We start from the raw sequence: 13947 nt of genomic DNA on the forward strand, positions 1-13947 counted from the left end.
CACAATATGCAGAACAGTAACCGAAGCTGGATAAAATCCGATTCAACCCGCCTGTTCATCAAACCAACTTTCCAGAATAATGACCGCAGAGGCGGCATCGACACTGCCTTTATCCAACGCACGGTAACCACCACTGTCGAACAAGTTGGCGCGAGCTTCTACTGTGCTGAGGCGTTCATCCTGTAAGGCTATTTGTACACCAAAGCGGCCATGTAAGCGGTTGGCAAATCTACGCGCGCGCGCGGTTAGGGGTTGCTCGGTGCCATCCATATTCAGCGGCAGCCCGACGACAACTAAATCAGGTTGCCACTCTTTCAGCAGTTTTTCGACTTTCTGCCAGTCTGGTGTGCCATCTTGCGCTTTAAATGACGTTAGCGCGCGGGCAGTGCCGGTCACTTCTTGTCCAATGGCTACGCCGATACTTTTAGTCCCAAAATCAAAGGCAACAATTGTACGATTAGCCATTAAGCGTGTCCTGCTTGCGGAGCAATATTAAAGATATTGATACCCAACTTGTTGGCTGCAGCCTGCCAGCGTTCAGCAATTGGCGTGTGGAACAGAATGTTAGTGTCAGCCTCAATCGTCAACCAGGCGTTGTCCAGCAATTCCTGTTCTAGCTGCCCCTGTTGCCAGCCTGCATAACCCAATGCCACCAGTAAATTTTTAGGTTGTTCTGGTGTCCCTAGCGTCTCCAGTACATCTTTGGAGGTGGTTATCATCGTATCGGGTGAGATAGGAATACTGGAGCCGAAACCTTCACGGGGTGAATGCAGGATAAAACCCCGATCCTCTGCCAATGGCCCACCGGCTAATACCGGTTTATCCAGGCGTATCGCCGGGTCTCGTGGTGAAGGATTGATTTTTAGTTTTTTCAGCACGGTTTCTACTGTGAACTGCTCCATAGGCTTGTTTATCACCAAACCCATTGCGCCCTCTTGGTTATGCTCGCAGATGTAAATAACCGAGCGCATAAATTGAGGGTCCTGAAGTGAAGGCATAGCGATAAGAAAATGATGCTGTAAATTCATTATGTTATATAGGGGATTCGCTGAGTTAAGGGGTGAACTTTTGTCAGTATGCGGATAAATGCCAATAAAGTCACGGATCCCCTTCGTCCTTGAAGCTGCAGGGGTGTTGGCTGCGTTCACGCACCCGAATCACTTGACTGCGTAAGCTCATCGGGATTAATGAGCCTCATCCTTGAGGCTCACCCTGCGGGCTAGCATAACTGCTGTTCAAATCGGTTCCCGACCAATTTGTTACTCTCTTGCCGCCTACCTGCAACTCCAATCACTTTGGGCGGGGTATCCGGTTTATTTATTAGCTAACCGCACTTCAATTGCATCCATCAGCATTTTGGTGATGGACACATCCGGGAAGGCAGCTTCAATTTCGCGGATGCAGGTCGGACTGGTGACGTTAATTTCAGTCAGACGATCGCCGATAATATCCAATCCGACAAAAATTAAGCCTTTTTGCTTCAGTACCGGTGCGACAGCGCGGGCAATGGCCCAGTCGCTCTCACTAAGTGGACGAGCTTCGCCTCGGCCGCCGGCCGCCAGATTACCACGGGTTTCACCTTGAGCCGGGATACGTGCCAGGCAGTAAGGTACCGGCTCGCCGTCAACCACCAAGACCCGTTTATCGCCTTCTTTAATGGCGGGCAGGAAGTTCTGCGCCATGCAGAATCGGCTGCCCAATTCGGTCAGCGTTTCAATAATCACCGACAGGTTAGGATCATCTTGTTTCACACGGAAGATTGAGGTCCCTCCCATTCCATCCAGTGGTTTCAGAATGATATCACCGTGTTTTTGATGGAATTTACGAATGCGGTCTTTATCGCGGCTGACCAGGGTATCCGGGGTTAATTCAGGGAACCAGGCGGTAAACAACTTCTCATTACAGTCACGCAGGCTCTGCGGCTTGTTCACGACCAGTGTGCCCTTATCTTCTGCGCGTTCGAGAATATAGGTGGCATAGATGAATTCAGTATCAAACGGCGGATCTTTGCGCATCAGGATGACATCAAGGTCGTGCAGGGGGATATCCTGTTCAGCGCCGAAATTGAACCAACTCTCTTTATCCTGTTTTACGCTGAGTAGACGGGTACTGGCTCTGCCTTCACCGCCCTGTAAGTACAGGTCGCCCATCTCCATGTAATGCAGTTCCCAACCACGGCGCTGTGCTTCCAACAGCATGGCGAAGCTGGAGTCTTTCTTGATATTAATGGACGAGATTGGGTCCATTACGATGCCGAGCTTGATCATTCTTCTCTCCTAGTGGGAACGAATTTTATCCCAGATCACCAAACCGCACCTGTAAAGCAGTGATTGCGGTAAGCGCTGTAGTTTCGGTACGTAGAACTCGCGGACCTAGCAGGATATCAGTAAATCCAAGGCGCGAGGTCATGGCAATTTCATCGGCAGAGAGGCCGCCCTCCGGGCCAATCAACAAACGCACGTTGTTGAGTGTAGGGGGAAGGGTATTGATGCTGTTGCTGGCGCGCGGATGCAGGTTCAGTTTCAGGCTATCATCCTGCTCAGCACACCAGTCTGATAGTTGCATGGCGCTACGGATTTCCGGGATCCTATTGCGGCCACACTGTTCGCAGGCAGCGATAGCAATTTTCTGCCATTGCTGGAGTTTCTTCGCTAAACGTTCGCCATCAAGCTTAACCCCACAACGTTCAGAAAACAGCGGAGTAATCACATTGACACCCAATTCAATGGATTTTTGCACCGTAAATTCCATTTTCTCGCCACGGGAAATCACCTGACCCAAATGTAAGTTCAGTGGTGATTCACGGTCTTCCAATTGCCCTTCACCAAGCCGAACCAGCAGGCTTTTTTTATCTGAGCGGACAATTTCGGCGGCAAAAACCTGGTTGCTGCCATCAAATAATTGCAGGCTTTGGCCTTCAGTCATCCGCAGTACACGGCCTACATGATTGGCAGCTTCATCACTGAGCGCCAATTCGGTATTTGCCTGTAAAGGCTGCGGATGATAAATGCGGGGGATGCGCATGAGTTGCTCTGAGTCCTGAAACGAAAACGTTGACCAGTATACTAGATTAGCCTTTTCGCTGCTGGCAAGCCCGTTGTACATAAGGGTTATGATTACCCTGAGCTTTAGCCACCCGCTCATCACGCTGGCATTCCCAGTCCGTGACGGGATACTGGCGGTTCCAGACCTCAAATAGCTTGCTTTGTTGGCTGGAAAGTCGCAGTTGATACTGGTCACGCATATAAAAATAGGTGCGTGCAATTGCTCCGCGAGCACGTACTGGCGGCTCTGCCAGTTTATTTTTAAAATCGATTTTCATATCACACTGGCCGTATTGGCCCTGGCCGCCATTCCATTGGGAATACATGAAGTTACTGCGGTCACCATTCACTTCGCCAATAGCCGGTTGCAGATTGTGTAAATCGGTCTCTATCTGGCGATAGATGGGATCTTTAGTGCAGTTTTTGCGGCCACCTTGTTGCCAGCATTGGCGCTGGTGGCCAAATTGCCACGCTGGAACCACATGCTCCCACTCAATCCTTGCCGCTCGCTGGGCGTTTTTTCTTGGTTGATAGCCGCAGCTTTTTAGGTCAGGAATACCTTTTTTGCCTTGCCAATCAATTTTGCATCCGCAGTAAAAACTGCCGGGTGCATCCTGATTAATTTTTGCAGCGACCGCTTTAGCCTGAGAAAAGTTATTAATGCTTTGACTGTGACTGACCAGAGGAAGCAACGAGGGGGATAAAACCAGCAGGAATAGAATATTGCGTAACATATCTCAAAACAGCCCGATGATGAAAAGCAGGCAGGTTATAGATAATACTGATGGATAGCAAATTAACATGCTGTTTTATAACAAGTAACGCTAATTCCTAATAACTTTTTAGTGCGTTAAATTGCAGCTTTTCGCCACAGTTGCGGCAGCGATATTCACTCTCGCCACGTTGCACTTTATTGTGGCGGCGAATGGTTAAAGCGTGTTGCTGGCATTTGCACTGATAATTGAAGGTCTTACTGCGCACTGAGGCCACTTCAAACTGATGGGTGCGGCTGGCAGGGACTTGCAATACCTGCTCCATCATCCAGCGCCATTCTTTACCATGGGGGGCAACCCGGCCAAATTGTCGATACACCAGTAAGTGAGCCAGTTCGTGCGGGACGACCTCCTCGATAAAATCCTGCTGATTTTCCAGTAACAATACGGGGTTAAGGCGAATTTCGAAGGATTGCAGGTAAGCACTACCCGCGCTAGTACCGCGTTGATGGTAGTTGATTTTCGGCTCCGAATAGGCGGTACCAAGATGCTGATTCGCTAACTGCAATTTGTGGCGCAGGCAGCGCATAACGGCTTGCTGTAACGCGATTGGGATTCTTTGTGTACTCATATCGCCGAAGAATAAAACGGCCGATAAGCAGATGCAAGCCAGTAGGCAGGACTATTTTTAGTAGATTATTATATAAAAACATATAATATAAAAATATATAATGAAATATGATCATCCGAAGGGCTTATGAATAACCATCAAACGATCAGCATGGATCTTATGAGGCAAGCGGCAGCAGCGGCTTGTGATGTATTACGCATACTGTCGAATGAGGATCGCTTGCTCTTACTGTGTCAATTGAGTCAGGGAGAAAAAGCAGTCGGTGAATTAGAAGCCGCATTGGGGATTCATCAACCGACGTTATCACAACAGCTTGGTGTGCTGCGTAGTGATGGGCTAGTGAACACTCGCCGTGAGGGTAAACGTATTTTTTACTCAATTGCCGATAGCAAAGTTTTAGCGCTGCTTGAGGTGCTTTATCAGCTTTATTGCCCACAAGAGAAGGAGGCAATATGACCATCGATTGGATTAACTTTACCCCTTACAGTGCACTGGCCGGAGGGGCAATATTGGGTGTTGCAGTAACGTTTCTATTGTTAGCTACTGGCCGGATTGCTGGTATTAGTGGCATTTTGGGGGGCTTACTTCCGCCAAAAGCAGGAGATAGCGGCTGGCGGCTGGCATTCATCATCGGTTTGGTTACTTCACCTTTGGTTTATTCGCTGTTTACTGCGTTACCGGCTATCCAAATTGATGCAGGTTTGCCCACTCTGATTTTAGCCGGATTGCTGGTAGGAATTGGGACGCGCTATGGTGCCGGATGTACCAGTGGGCATGGCGTCTGTGGGCTAGCACGTTTTTCGCCACGTTCACTGGTGGCGACATTGAGCTTTATGTTTACCGGCTTTATCACCGTGGGGCTGGTTCGCCATCTCTTTGCTTAGGAACAGAATATGAATCTATTTTTCTCGCTGTTGGCCGGGCTGATATTTGGTTTGGGCCTGATAGTGGCAGGTATGGCGAACCCTGCCAAGGTACTCGGTTTTCTCGACATCGGCGGTTTATGGGATCCGTCACTGGCATTGGTGATGGCAGCCGCAGTGGCTATCGCGACACTCGGTTTTACCTGGGCCAAAAAACGTAAAGCCAGTTTGCTGGGGCAGCCCTTGCAATTGCCAACCTCTAATCGTATTGATCGGCGGTTAATTGGCGGTAGCCTGTTGTTTGGCGCCGGTTGGGGATTGGCGGGGATATGCCCTGGGCCGGCGCTGGTATTGCTGGGCGCTGGGATGTTCAAAGGGGTTATCTTTGTCGCCGCAATGGTGGCGGGGATGGCAATATTTAGCCTATTAGAACGTGCTCGTTAGTGATAAAAAAACCCCGCCAGGCGGGGTTTTTGCTGTTCAACGCTTAACGGTTGAAACTTATTTCAAGCCAGCAGCCTCACGCAGCAAGGCGGCTTTGTCGGTTTTTTCCCAAGGGAATTCTTCACGACCAAAGTGACCATAAGCGGCGGTTGCTTGATAGATCGGATGCAACAGATCCAGCATCTGAATCAAGCCATAAGGGCGCAGTTCGAAGAATTCACGCACCAAGGTAATCAATTGATCCTCAGAGACCTTACCCGTGCCGAATGTTTCCACCATGATGGAGGTGGGTTCTGCCACACCAATGGCGTATGAAACCTGAATCTCGCAACGGTCAGCCAGGCCAGCCGCAACGATATTTTTCGCCACATAACGGGCAGCATATGCCGCTGAGCGGTCAACTTTGGATGGATCTTTACCGGAGAATGCCCCACCACCATGACGAGCCATGCCGCCGTAGGTATCAACAATGATTTTACGCCCAGTCAGACCACAGTCGCCCATTGGGCCACCGATAACGAAACGGCCTGTCGGGTTGATATGATATTTGGTGGCTGCGGTGAGCCACTCAACAGGTAGAACCGGTTTGATAATCTCTTCCATCACCGCTTCTTGTAAATCTTTCAGGCTGATATCTTCTGAATGCTGTGTTGACAGAACAACCGCATCAATACCGACAATCTTGCCGTCATCATATTGGAAGGTAATCTGGCTTTTTGCATCCGGGCGCAGCCACGGCAAGGTGCCATTTTTACGCACTTCAGCCTGACGCTTTACCAAACGGTGAGCATAGGTAATAGGTGCAGGCATTAAAACGTCGGTTTCGTTAGTGGCATAGCCGAACATCAGGCCCTGATCACCCGCGCCTTGTTCTAAGGGGTCTGAACGGTCAACACCCTGATTAATATCAGGTGATTGCTTCCCAATCGCACTTAAAACGGCGCAAGAGTTAGCATCAAAACCCATCTCAGAATTAACATAACCGATTTCGCGCACGGTTTTACGGGTGATCTCTTCGATATCTACCCATGCGTTAGTGGTAACTTCACCGCCAACTAATACCATACCCGTTTTGACATAGGTCTCGCAGGCAACACGCGCTTTCGGATCTTGTGCAAGAATCGCGTCAAGAACCGCATCTGAAATCTGATCAGCAATTTTGTCTGGATGCCCTTCAGAAACAGATTCCGACGTAAATAAGTGTTTAGCCATTATTTTCTTTACCTTGAATACAAGTGAAAAGTCACTGCATAGCGTTGGGTGCCAGACAACAGAAGCCTACGTTTGGTTAGGTCTTCTGGTACGTTGACGTTTTACAACGCCTCTTTAGGCAAAGCCTTTAGCAGTCGATCCCATTCGTACTTGAAGCTGCCTGGTTGTTAGCTGCGAGCAGTCTCCCGAGCCACTTACCTGGGTAAGCTCATCGGGCTGGTTCGTTTGCTGTCTACAGGCAACGCCAAGTTTTTTGGGCGTATAAATTTAGAAGCCTTGCATGATTTGTCGCACACGTAGCATTCTAGCAATTAAAATGTTTGGATGTATTAACATCTGGACGTCTATTTTAGGTCAGCTTTTACTCTTAATGCCAGCCCTTTTTGCATCAAGATATTTCTTACTTTGGTTGTCATGGTGTTTATTTACCGCTTGATACAGTTATACCCGTCATCTTTCAAGCTGCATGTGCGTTGGCTACACTCAATAGCCCGAATCACTTACGACAGTAAGCTCATCGGGATTATCTTGCTTGCCACCTTCCTGCAACTCGAATTATTTAGGGTCTGCGCGCTATTTTCATTTTGCATTTTGCTCGCGTTATAGGTATAAACTGCGCGCGCAGCTTATTTGATATGCAATGATGAAGATGGCAGAAGATGACATTAGCTCATTGTTAGATTTGCAGAGTTTTGCACTCAGGTGCTTAACCGTGAATGGGCACGAAAATAGCGGCGTCATCGAACTGTTACTTAATCTGTCTATACCCAATAGATTTCAATATGCAGCCAATACCCCTGCAACTTGAAAGATGACGGGTCTATTTAAAGTCTTGTCCGTTCAATCTGAGCGGCATGCGTGGAGGTGGTTGGATTAATGATCCGTTGTCAACTGGTTGCTGCACATCAACAGCTACGTCGTTCTGACGTTCAATCCCCCTTTGCAACCTTCCTTTCTTGTACTCCATCAAGGCGATGTTACACCCACATGGGTGCGTCTCAGGATTCGCGGGCGGGTTAATAACCGTCTGAAGCACTGAATCCGACTAGCTTGATCACTTTGCGGCTAATCCGATTCACAAAATCTCAATACGTATTTACAGTCGAACGTATTTTCCATTTAAACGTGTTTTACCCTTTTGGGTAATGAATAGCTGAGTGATAAACCGCTCGTGGATAGCGCTTTGCAGCGTAATATTCTGCCGATTCGGCGTCCACGTGGGTTGTCCTTGCTGGTTGTAGCTGCGATAGTGGCTGACTTTATCGTCAGTATCGCAATAGAGGCGAATTATGTCTGATGATAACTTGATTGGCCGTCCGTCAACTGCGGGCGCACATGTTTCTTTACGCTCCATGCAGGAGGTTGCCATGAATGACCGTAATGCCAGCAAGATGCTGAGCACGTATAACGTCGCCTACTGGGGTGGCAACTATTATGACGTCAACGAGTTGGGTCATATCAGCGTTTGCCCTGATCCAGATGTTCGTGAGGCGCGTGTCGATCTGGCGCAACTGGTCAAAGGAATGCAGCTCGAGCAGGGGCAACGTCTGCCTGCATTATTCTGTTTCCCACAAATTTTACAACATCGCCTGCGCTCAATTAACGGTGCATTTAAACGTGCGCGTGAGTCATTTGGCTATGAAGGCGATTACTTCCTGGTTTACCCGATTAAAGTAAACCAACATCGCCGGGTTATTGAGTCTTTAGTTAATTCTGGTGAGCCGTTGGGGCTGGAAGCTGGCTCTAAAGCTGAAATGATGGCGGTTTTGGCCCATGCAGGCATGACCCGTTCGGTCATCGTTTGTAACGGCTATAAAGATCGTGAATATATTCGTCTGGCATTAATCGGCGAAAAACTGGGCCATAAGGTTTATCTGGTCATCGAAAAGATGTCAGAAATCAAAATGGTACTGGAAGAAGCCGAGCGCTTGAATGTGGTACCGCGCTTAGGTGTTCGTGCGCGACTGGCATCCCAAGGCTCTGGTAAATGGCAGGCCAGCGGTGGTGAGAAATCCAAATTTGGTTTGTCTGCCACTCAAGTGCTGCAATTGGTTGATATGCTGCGTGACGCCAATAGCCTTGAGAGCCTGCAATTACTGCATTTCCATTTGGGATCTCAGCTATCCAACATCCGTGATATCTCCACCGGGGTTCGTGAGTCAGCACGTTTCTACGTGGAATTACATAAACTGGGTGTCAATATCCAGTGCTTCGATGTGGGTGGTGGTTTGGGTGTGGATTACGAAGGAACACGTTCCCAATCCGATTGCTCGGTTAACTATGGCCTGAATGAATATGCCAATAACGTTATCTGGGGGATCGGGGATGCCTGTAATGAACATGGCCTGCCGCATCCAACAGTGATTACCGAATCTGGCCGCGCAGTAACCGCACATCACACTGTGCTGGTATCCAATGTTATTGGTGTGGAACGTAACGAGTTCAACGAGCCGCAGCCACCGGCTACCGATGCGCCACGCGCACTGGAAAGCCTATGGGATACCTGGTTGGAAATGCAGGAGCCGGAAAACCGCCGCTCTCTGCGCGAATGGCTGCACGACAGTCAAATGGATTTACATGATGTGCATAGTCAATATGCCCATGGGATACTGGACCTGACACAACGTGCCTGGGCGGAACAGATGTACCTGAGTATCTGCAATGATATCCAGAAGCAACTGGACCCAAGCAACCGTGCACACCGGCCAATCATTGATGAGCTGCAAGAGCGTATGGCCGACAAGCTGTACGTGAATTTCTCGCTGTTCCAATCTATGCCGGATGCCTGGGGTATCGATCAGTTATTCCCAGTGTTGCCACTGGAAGGGTTAGATAAACCACCAGAACGCCGTGCGGTATTGTTGGATATTACTTGTGACTCAGACGGTACCATCGACCATTATATTGACGGTGATGGGGTAGCAACCACCATGCCGATGCCGCCATATGATGCTGAAAACCCGCCATTGTTGGGCTTCTTTATGGTTGGTGCCTATCAAGAGATTCTGGGCAATATGCACAACTTGTTTGGTGATACCGCCGCGGTTGATGTGTATGTATTCCCTGACGGCACGGTTGAAGTTAACCAGACTGACGAAGGTGATACCGTCGCAGATATGCTGGAATATGTTCAGTTGAACCCAGAGAAATTGCTAAATCAATTCCGTGATCAGGTGAAAGACACGGATCTGGATACCGAGTTGCAGGCGCAGTTTATGGAAGAGTTCGAAGCAGGTCTGTACGGTTATACTTATCTCGAAGATGAGTAACAGCTAACGGCTGCTTTTTCAACGCAAGAAGTCTCTCTATATTAAGGGCAAACTCAGGTTTGCCCTTTTTGTTTGCCCCTGTCACTGGTGATTGCCCAAATATCAACCACACTAAGATTAGTTATTTATGATGCTTATCTGAGAGGTGCCTGAATGGGATGGGTCAGTGTTTGTAAGGTAAATTACGTCAAGCCCGATTTTCCTTTCTCAGCTCAGATTGATGATAAAAGGATTGGCATCTATATCATCGATGGTGAGTATTTTGCGATGCAGGATATCTGTCCTCATGCCAATGCATTGCTAAGTCAGGGCTTTATGGATGGCGAAACCGTTGAGTGCCCATTACACGGTGCATTGTTTGATGTGCGGACCGGCCAGTGTTTGCGTGAGCCGGGCGATAGGGATTTAGAAACCTATCCAGTGCGCATTAAAGGTGATCAGATTGAGGTAGATCTGGGTGTAGATAGTGGCGGGTGATATTCAGTAATAAGAGAGTAACGCCCGCAAAAATCACGGGCGTTATACAGTGATAATTGACGGGGTTTACTTCTCAGCAGCAATACGTTGGCGAATATGATCGGCCCGCGCTTGTGATGACGGATGATCGTCAAACATGCTGCTGGTACGGCCTGCTTCCATGGTTGCTAATTTTTCAAAGCTAGTGACTAAACCATTTGGATCGATACCGCGTTTTTTCAACAAATCGAATGAGTAATCATCCGCTTCGCTTTCTTGTTTTTGTGAAAATTGAGCGTTAACCAGTTTCTCGCCAATATCTGCTAACTGAGACTGAGATAACTGCCCGGCAATCCCACCAGCGGAACTGGCCGCAGTGCGCAGGGCCGTTGTGCCATAAGCCACTTGCATCGCTTTACGGGTATGCCCCAATGCCACATGGCCCATCTCATGACCGAGTACACCTTCCACTTCATTATCGGTCATCATATCCATCAGGCCGCTATAAACACGAATACAACCATTTGCCATGGCCCAGGCATTCACATCCTTTGTGACATACACCTTATAGTTAGCTGGCGTACCATTAATGTTATCGCCTAATGCGGCTGAAATTTTCGCCAACCGTTTGGCATAGGTACTGTCTGCGGGCGCTATCTGCGCTTTCTGATCCATTTCGGCGCAAGATTTCTCGCTGAGCATTTTTACATCAGCATCATTCAAGGTTGCCGCTTGAAATGCCTGTGCGCCTGACTGCATTAAGCCATCAGTATTCATATTTTGGCAGCCGCTAAGCAGCGCGGTAAGGCTCAGTGCAATCATTGAAGTACGAATTTTCATAACACTTTGTTCCTGTGGTTATGCCATTTTTATCATTGGAGAGGACCGTTCTCTTCGTGATGATAACGCATCAGTTGCAGTTATCTATCCACCATTACTTGCCAACAGTCACTGTCACATTCTTATTAACTATTGCATTAATCGCTGTTGAATCGACGACGGTTGTTCTACTCTGTCGGCAATAGGTCTTGCCCGAAATAGTCGTGGCAACGTATGGTTTATATCGGTTTGTTTGCAAAAACGAACACTGCCAGCCGACAGAGTGGTTAATACACTCATTGTGTGGCTAAAAACGCAGCGAGGGTAACGCGACTCAATCGTTACAGCTATAGCTTTATTCTGAAAATATGGAAGTTTTAGCTCATTTAGTTTTAGTGATTGCCGTTTCAATGCTGAGTCTGAGAAAATGGTAAACTTGAACGCTTTTTTTTAATCCGACCTGGAGTAAAACATGTCCTCTCGTAAAGAGCTTGCCAACGCGATCCGCGCACTAAGCATGGACGCAGTGCAGAAAGCGAATTCCGGCCATCCCGGTGCCCCAATGGGTATGGCAGATATCGCCGAAGTTTTGTGGCGTGACTATTTGAACCATAACCCAACCAACCCACACTGGGCTGATCGCGACCGTTTCGTGTTATCGAATGGTCACGGCTCCATGTTGATCTATAGCTTGCTGCATCTCACTGGCTATGATTTGCCGATGGAAGAGCTGAAAAACTTCCGTCAGTTACACTCTAAAACGCCTGGTCACCCTGAATATGGTTATACCGCTGGCGTAGAAACTACCACTGGCCCGCTGGGTCAGGGCATTGCGAATGCTGTTGGTTTCGCCATTGCAGAACGCACGCTGGCCGCACAGTTTAACCGCCCAAGCCATGACGTTGTTGATCATCACACCTACGCATTTATGGGTGATGGCTGCATGATGGAAGGTATCTCCCACGAGGTTTGCTCTCTGGCGGGTACCATGAAGCTGGGCAAACTGACCGCTTTCTATGACGACAACGGTATCTCTATCGATGGTCACGTTGAAGGCTGGTTCACTGACGACACGGCGGCCCGTTTCGAAGCTTACGGTTGGCATGTGGTTCGTGGTGTTGATGGTCATAATGCTGATTCAATCAAAGCGGCTATCGAAGAAGCTCACAAAGTTACCGACAAGCCTTCATTGCTGATGTGCAAAACCATTATCGGTTTTGGCTCACCGAAAAAAGCCGGTACGCATGACTCACACGGTGCGCCATTAGGTGCCGATGAAGTTGCTGCTACCCGTGAAGCATTGGGCTGGAAATACCCTGCGTTTGAAATCCCACAAGATATCTATGCTGCGTGGGATGCTAAAGAAGCGGGTCAGGCAAAAGAAGCCGCCTGGAACGAGAAGTTCGCAGCTTATGCCAAAGCATATCCAGAGCTGGCTGCTGAATTCAAACGTCGCATGAGTGGCGAATTACCGGCAAATTGGGCAACTGAATCCAAGAAATTCATCGAACAATTGCAAGCTAATCCTGCCAAGATTGCCAGCCGCAAAGCATCACAAAATGCGCTGGAAGCCTTCGGTAAAGTATTACCTGAATTCATGGGCGGCTCTGCTGACCTGGCACCAAGTAACCTGACTATCTGGTCTGGCTCTAAATCACTGAGCGACGATCTGGCGGGTAACTACATTCACTACGGTGTCCGTGAATTTGGTATGTCTGCCATCATGAACGGTATTGCTTTGCACGGTGGTTTCATTCCTTACGGCGCAACCTTCCTGATGTTTGTGGAATATGCCCGTAACGCAGTGCGTATGGCTGCTCTGATGAAAATCCGCAGCGTATTCGTTTACACCCATGACTCTATCGGTCTGGGCGAAGATGGTCCAACCCATCAGCCGGTTGAGCAGATGGCCAGCCTGCGTGTAACACCTAACATGAGCACCTGGCGTCCTTGTGACCAGGTTGAGTCTGCGGTGGCATGGCAGTATGCGCTGGAACGTAAAGATGGTCCGAGCGCACTGATCTTCTCCCGTCAGAACCTGGCACAACAGCCACGTACTGCTGAGCAATTAGCCAATATCGCTAAAGGCGCATATGTGCTGAAAGATTGTGCAGGCCAGCCTGAGCTGATCTTCATTGCTACCGGTTCTGAAGTTGAACTGGCAGTGGCAGCGGCAGATCAACTGACCGCCGCAGGTCGCAAAGTGCGTGTTGTTTCTATGCCATCAACGGATGCATTCGACAAACAAGACGCCGCTTACCGCGAATCTGTATTGCCAGCAGCAGTTAGTGCGCGCGTTGCCGTTGAGGCCGGTATTGCCGATTACTGGTACAAATACGTTGGCCTAAATGGCGCAGTGGTTGGTATGACCACCTTCGGTGAATCTGCACCAGCCGAATTGCTGTTCAAAGAGTTTGGTTTCACTGTTGAAAATGTAGTAGCAAAAGCTCAGGCGCTGTTGAAATAAGAGAGCACGTTACTCGTTAGTATGCCCAA

At 48.8% G+C, this 13947-nt stretch carries 15 protein-coding genes; 7 read left to right on the forward strand and 8 right to left on the reverse strand.

Annotation, left to right across the window (positions count from 1 at the left end):
- Nucleotides 1-42: 42 nt before the first annotated feature.
- The 6 genes from ruvX to EL015_RS03985 form a co-directional block, all read right to left on the reverse strand.
- Nucleotides 43-465, reverse strand: coding sequence for a Holliday junction resolvase RuvX (gene ruvX, locus EL015_RS03960; protein ID WP_005157116.1), 423 nt, complete (start codon nucleotides 463-465; stop codon nucleotides 43-45).
- Entirely contained in the window at nucleotides 465-1028 is a 564-nt protein-coding gene (locus tag EL015_RS03965; protein WP_005192513.1) for a YqgE/AlgH family protein, read from the reverse strand. The genes ruvX and EL015_RS03965 overlap by 1 nt, the downstream gene beginning before the upstream one ends.
- Nucleotides 1029-1313: 285 nt before the next feature.
- Nucleotides 1314-2267 carry a glutathione synthase gene (gene gshB / locus EL015_RS03970; RefSeq protein ID WP_005192828.1) on the reverse strand — a complete coding sequence of 318 codons (954 nt, stop codon included), beginning with the start codon at nucleotides 2265-2267 and terminating at the stop codon, nucleotides 1314-1316.
- 25 nt (nucleotides 2268-2292) lie between these two features.
- Nucleotides 2293-3024 (reverse strand): 16S rRNA (uracil(1498)-N(3))-methyltransferase, encoded by a 732-nt coding sequence (rsmE, locus tag EL015_RS03975; protein WP_005192827.1) that lies wholly within the window; start codon nucleotides 3022-3024, stop codon nucleotides 2293-2295.
- Nucleotides 3025-3070: 46 nt separating this feature from the next.
- Nucleotides 3071-3778 (reverse strand): deoxyribonuclease I, encoded by a 708-nt coding sequence (endA, locus tag EL015_RS03980; protein WP_005192825.1) that lies wholly within the window; start codon nucleotides 3776-3778, stop codon nucleotides 3071-3073.
- 97 nt (nucleotides 3779-3875) lie between these two features.
- On the reverse strand, nucleotides 3876-4388 hold the full coding sequence (locus EL015_RS03985) for a SprT family zinc-dependent metalloprotease (protein ID WP_005192824.1): 513 nt from the start codon (nucleotides 4386-4388) through the stop codon (nucleotides 3876-3878).
- Between the two features lie 126 nt (nucleotides 4389-4514).
- Between EL015_RS03985 and EL015_RS03990 the strand changes: the two genes are divergently transcribed.
- The 3 genes from EL015_RS03990 to EL015_RS04000 are packed head-to-tail and all read left to right on the forward strand — an operon-like array spanning nucleotide 4515 to nucleotide 5695.
- A complete protein-coding gene (locus EL015_RS03990) occupies nucleotides 4515-4844 on the forward strand; it encodes an ArsR/SmtB family transcription factor (RefSeq protein ID WP_032907974.1) in 330 nt (109 codons plus the stop codon).
- Complete coding sequence (locus EL015_RS03995; RefSeq protein ID WP_032907973.1) at nucleotides 4841-5272, forward strand: YeeE/YedE family protein; 432 nt, start codon at nucleotides 4841-4843, stop codon at nucleotides 5270-5272. The genes EL015_RS03990 and EL015_RS03995 overlap by 4 nt, the downstream gene beginning before the upstream one ends.
- Before the next feature lie 9 nt (nucleotides 5273-5281).
- Nucleotides 5282-5695, forward strand: a complete 414-nt coding sequence (locus EL015_RS04000) for a DUF6691 family protein (RefSeq protein WP_005192819.1) — start codon at nucleotides 5282-5284, stop codon at nucleotides 5693-5695.
- 57 nt (nucleotides 5696-5752) lie between these two features.
- Here EL015_RS04000 and metK read toward each other — a convergent pair whose 3' ends face one another.
- Nucleotides 5753-6907 (reverse strand): methionine adenosyltransferase, encoded by a 1155-nt coding sequence (gene metK, locus EL015_RS04005; protein ID WP_005192816.1) that lies wholly within the window; start codon nucleotides 6905-6907, stop codon nucleotides 5753-5755.
- 876 nt (nucleotides 6908-7783) lie between these two features.
- Between metK and EL015_RS22150 the strand changes: the two genes are divergently transcribed.
- The 3 genes from EL015_RS22150 (at nucleotide 7784) to EL015_RS04015 (ending at nucleotide 10653) form a co-directional block, all read left to right on the forward strand.
- Nucleotides 7784-7927: a hypothetical protein gene (locus EL015_RS22150; RefSeq protein WP_420070940.1), complete on the forward strand. Its 144-nt coding sequence runs from the start codon at nucleotides 7784-7786 to the stop codon at nucleotides 7925-7927.
- 269 nt (nucleotides 7928-8196) lie between these two features.
- Entirely contained in the window at nucleotides 8197-10176 is a 1980-nt protein-coding gene (gene speA, locus EL015_RS04010; RefSeq protein ID WP_032907971.1) for a biosynthetic arginine decarboxylase, read from the forward strand.
- A 153-nt stretch (nucleotides 10177-10329) separates the two neighbouring features.
- Nucleotides 10330-10653, forward strand: coding sequence for a non-heme iron oxygenase ferredoxin subunit (locus tag EL015_RS04015; protein ID WP_005192809.1), 324 nt, complete (start codon nucleotides 10330-10332; stop codon nucleotides 10651-10653).
- A 66-nt stretch (nucleotides 10654-10719) separates the two neighbouring features.
- Here the strand turns inward: EL015_RS04015 and loiP are convergent, their stop codons facing one another.
- Entirely contained in the window at nucleotides 10720-11472 is a 753-nt protein-coding gene (loiP, locus tag EL015_RS04020) for a metalloprotease LoiP (RefSeq protein WP_005192806.1), read from the reverse strand.
- A 451-nt stretch (nucleotides 11473-11923) separates the two neighbouring features.
- On the opposite strand from loiP, the gene tkt reads away from it, so the two are divergent.
- A complete protein-coding gene (tkt, locus tag EL015_RS04025; RefSeq protein ID WP_005192805.1) occupies nucleotides 11924-13918 on the forward strand; it encodes a transketolase in 1995 nt (664 codons plus the stop codon).
- Nucleotides 13919-13947: the final 29 nt, after the last annotated feature.

This window comes from Yersinia intermedia (genome assembly GCF_900635455.1).
Lineage (GTDB): Bacteria > Pseudomonadota > Gammaproteobacteria > Enterobacterales > Enterobacteriaceae > Yersinia > Yersinia intermedia.

Coding starts and splice junctions, on each gene's coding strand:
- EL015_RS03995 (WP_032907973.1), top strand. CDS start 4,841: ATGACCATCGATTGGATTAACTTTACCCCTTACAGTGCACTGGCCGGA.
- speA (WP_032907971.1), top strand. CDS start 8,197: ATGTCTGATGATAACTTGATTGGCCGTCCGTCAACTGCGGGCGCACAT.
- EL015_RS04015 (WP_005192809.1), top strand. CDS start 10,330: ATGGGATGGGTCAGTGTTTGTAAGGTAAATTACGTCAAGCCCGATTTT.
- EL015_RS03965 (WP_005192513.1), bottom strand. CDS start 1,028: ATGAATTTACAGCATCATTTTCTTATCGCTATGCCTTCACTTCAGGAC.
- EL015_RS22150 (WP_420070940.1), top strand. CDS start 7,784: ATGATCCGTTGTCAACTGGTTGCTGCACATCAACAGCTACGTCGTTCT.
- loiP (WP_005192806.1), bottom strand. CDS start 11,472: ATGAAAATTCGTACTTCAATGATTGCACTGAGCCTTACCGCGCTGCTT.
- EL015_RS03985 (WP_005192824.1), bottom strand. CDS start 4,388: ATGAGTACACAAAGAATCCCAATCGCGTTACAGCAAGCCGTTATGCGC.
- metK (WP_005192816.1), bottom strand. CDS start 6,907: ATGGCTAAACACTTATTTACGTCGGAATCTGTTTCTGAAGGGCATCCA.
- endA (WP_005192825.1), bottom strand. CDS start 3,778: ATGTTACGCAATATTCTATTCCTGCTGGTTTTATCCCCCTCGTTGCTT.
- EL015_RS03990 (WP_032907974.1), top strand. CDS start 4,515: ATGAATAACCATCAAACGATCAGCATGGATCTTATGAGGCAAGCGGCA.
- rsmE (WP_005192827.1), bottom strand. CDS start 3,024: ATGCGCATCCCCCGCATTTATCATCCGCAGCCTTTACAGGCAAATACC.
- ruvX (WP_005157116.1), bottom strand. CDS start 465: ATGGCTAATCGTACAATTGTTGCCTTTGATTTTGGGACTAAAAGTATC.
- EL015_RS04000 (WP_005192819.1), top strand. CDS start 5,282: ATGAATCTATTTTTCTCGCTGTTGGCCGGGCTGATATTTGGTTTGGGC.
- gshB (WP_005192828.1), bottom strand. CDS start 2,267: ATGATCAAGCTCGGCATCGTAATGGACCCAATCTCGTCCATTAATATC.
- tkt (WP_005192805.1), top strand. CDS start 11,924: ATGTCCTCTCGTAAAGAGCTTGCCAACGCGATCCGCGCACTAAGCATG.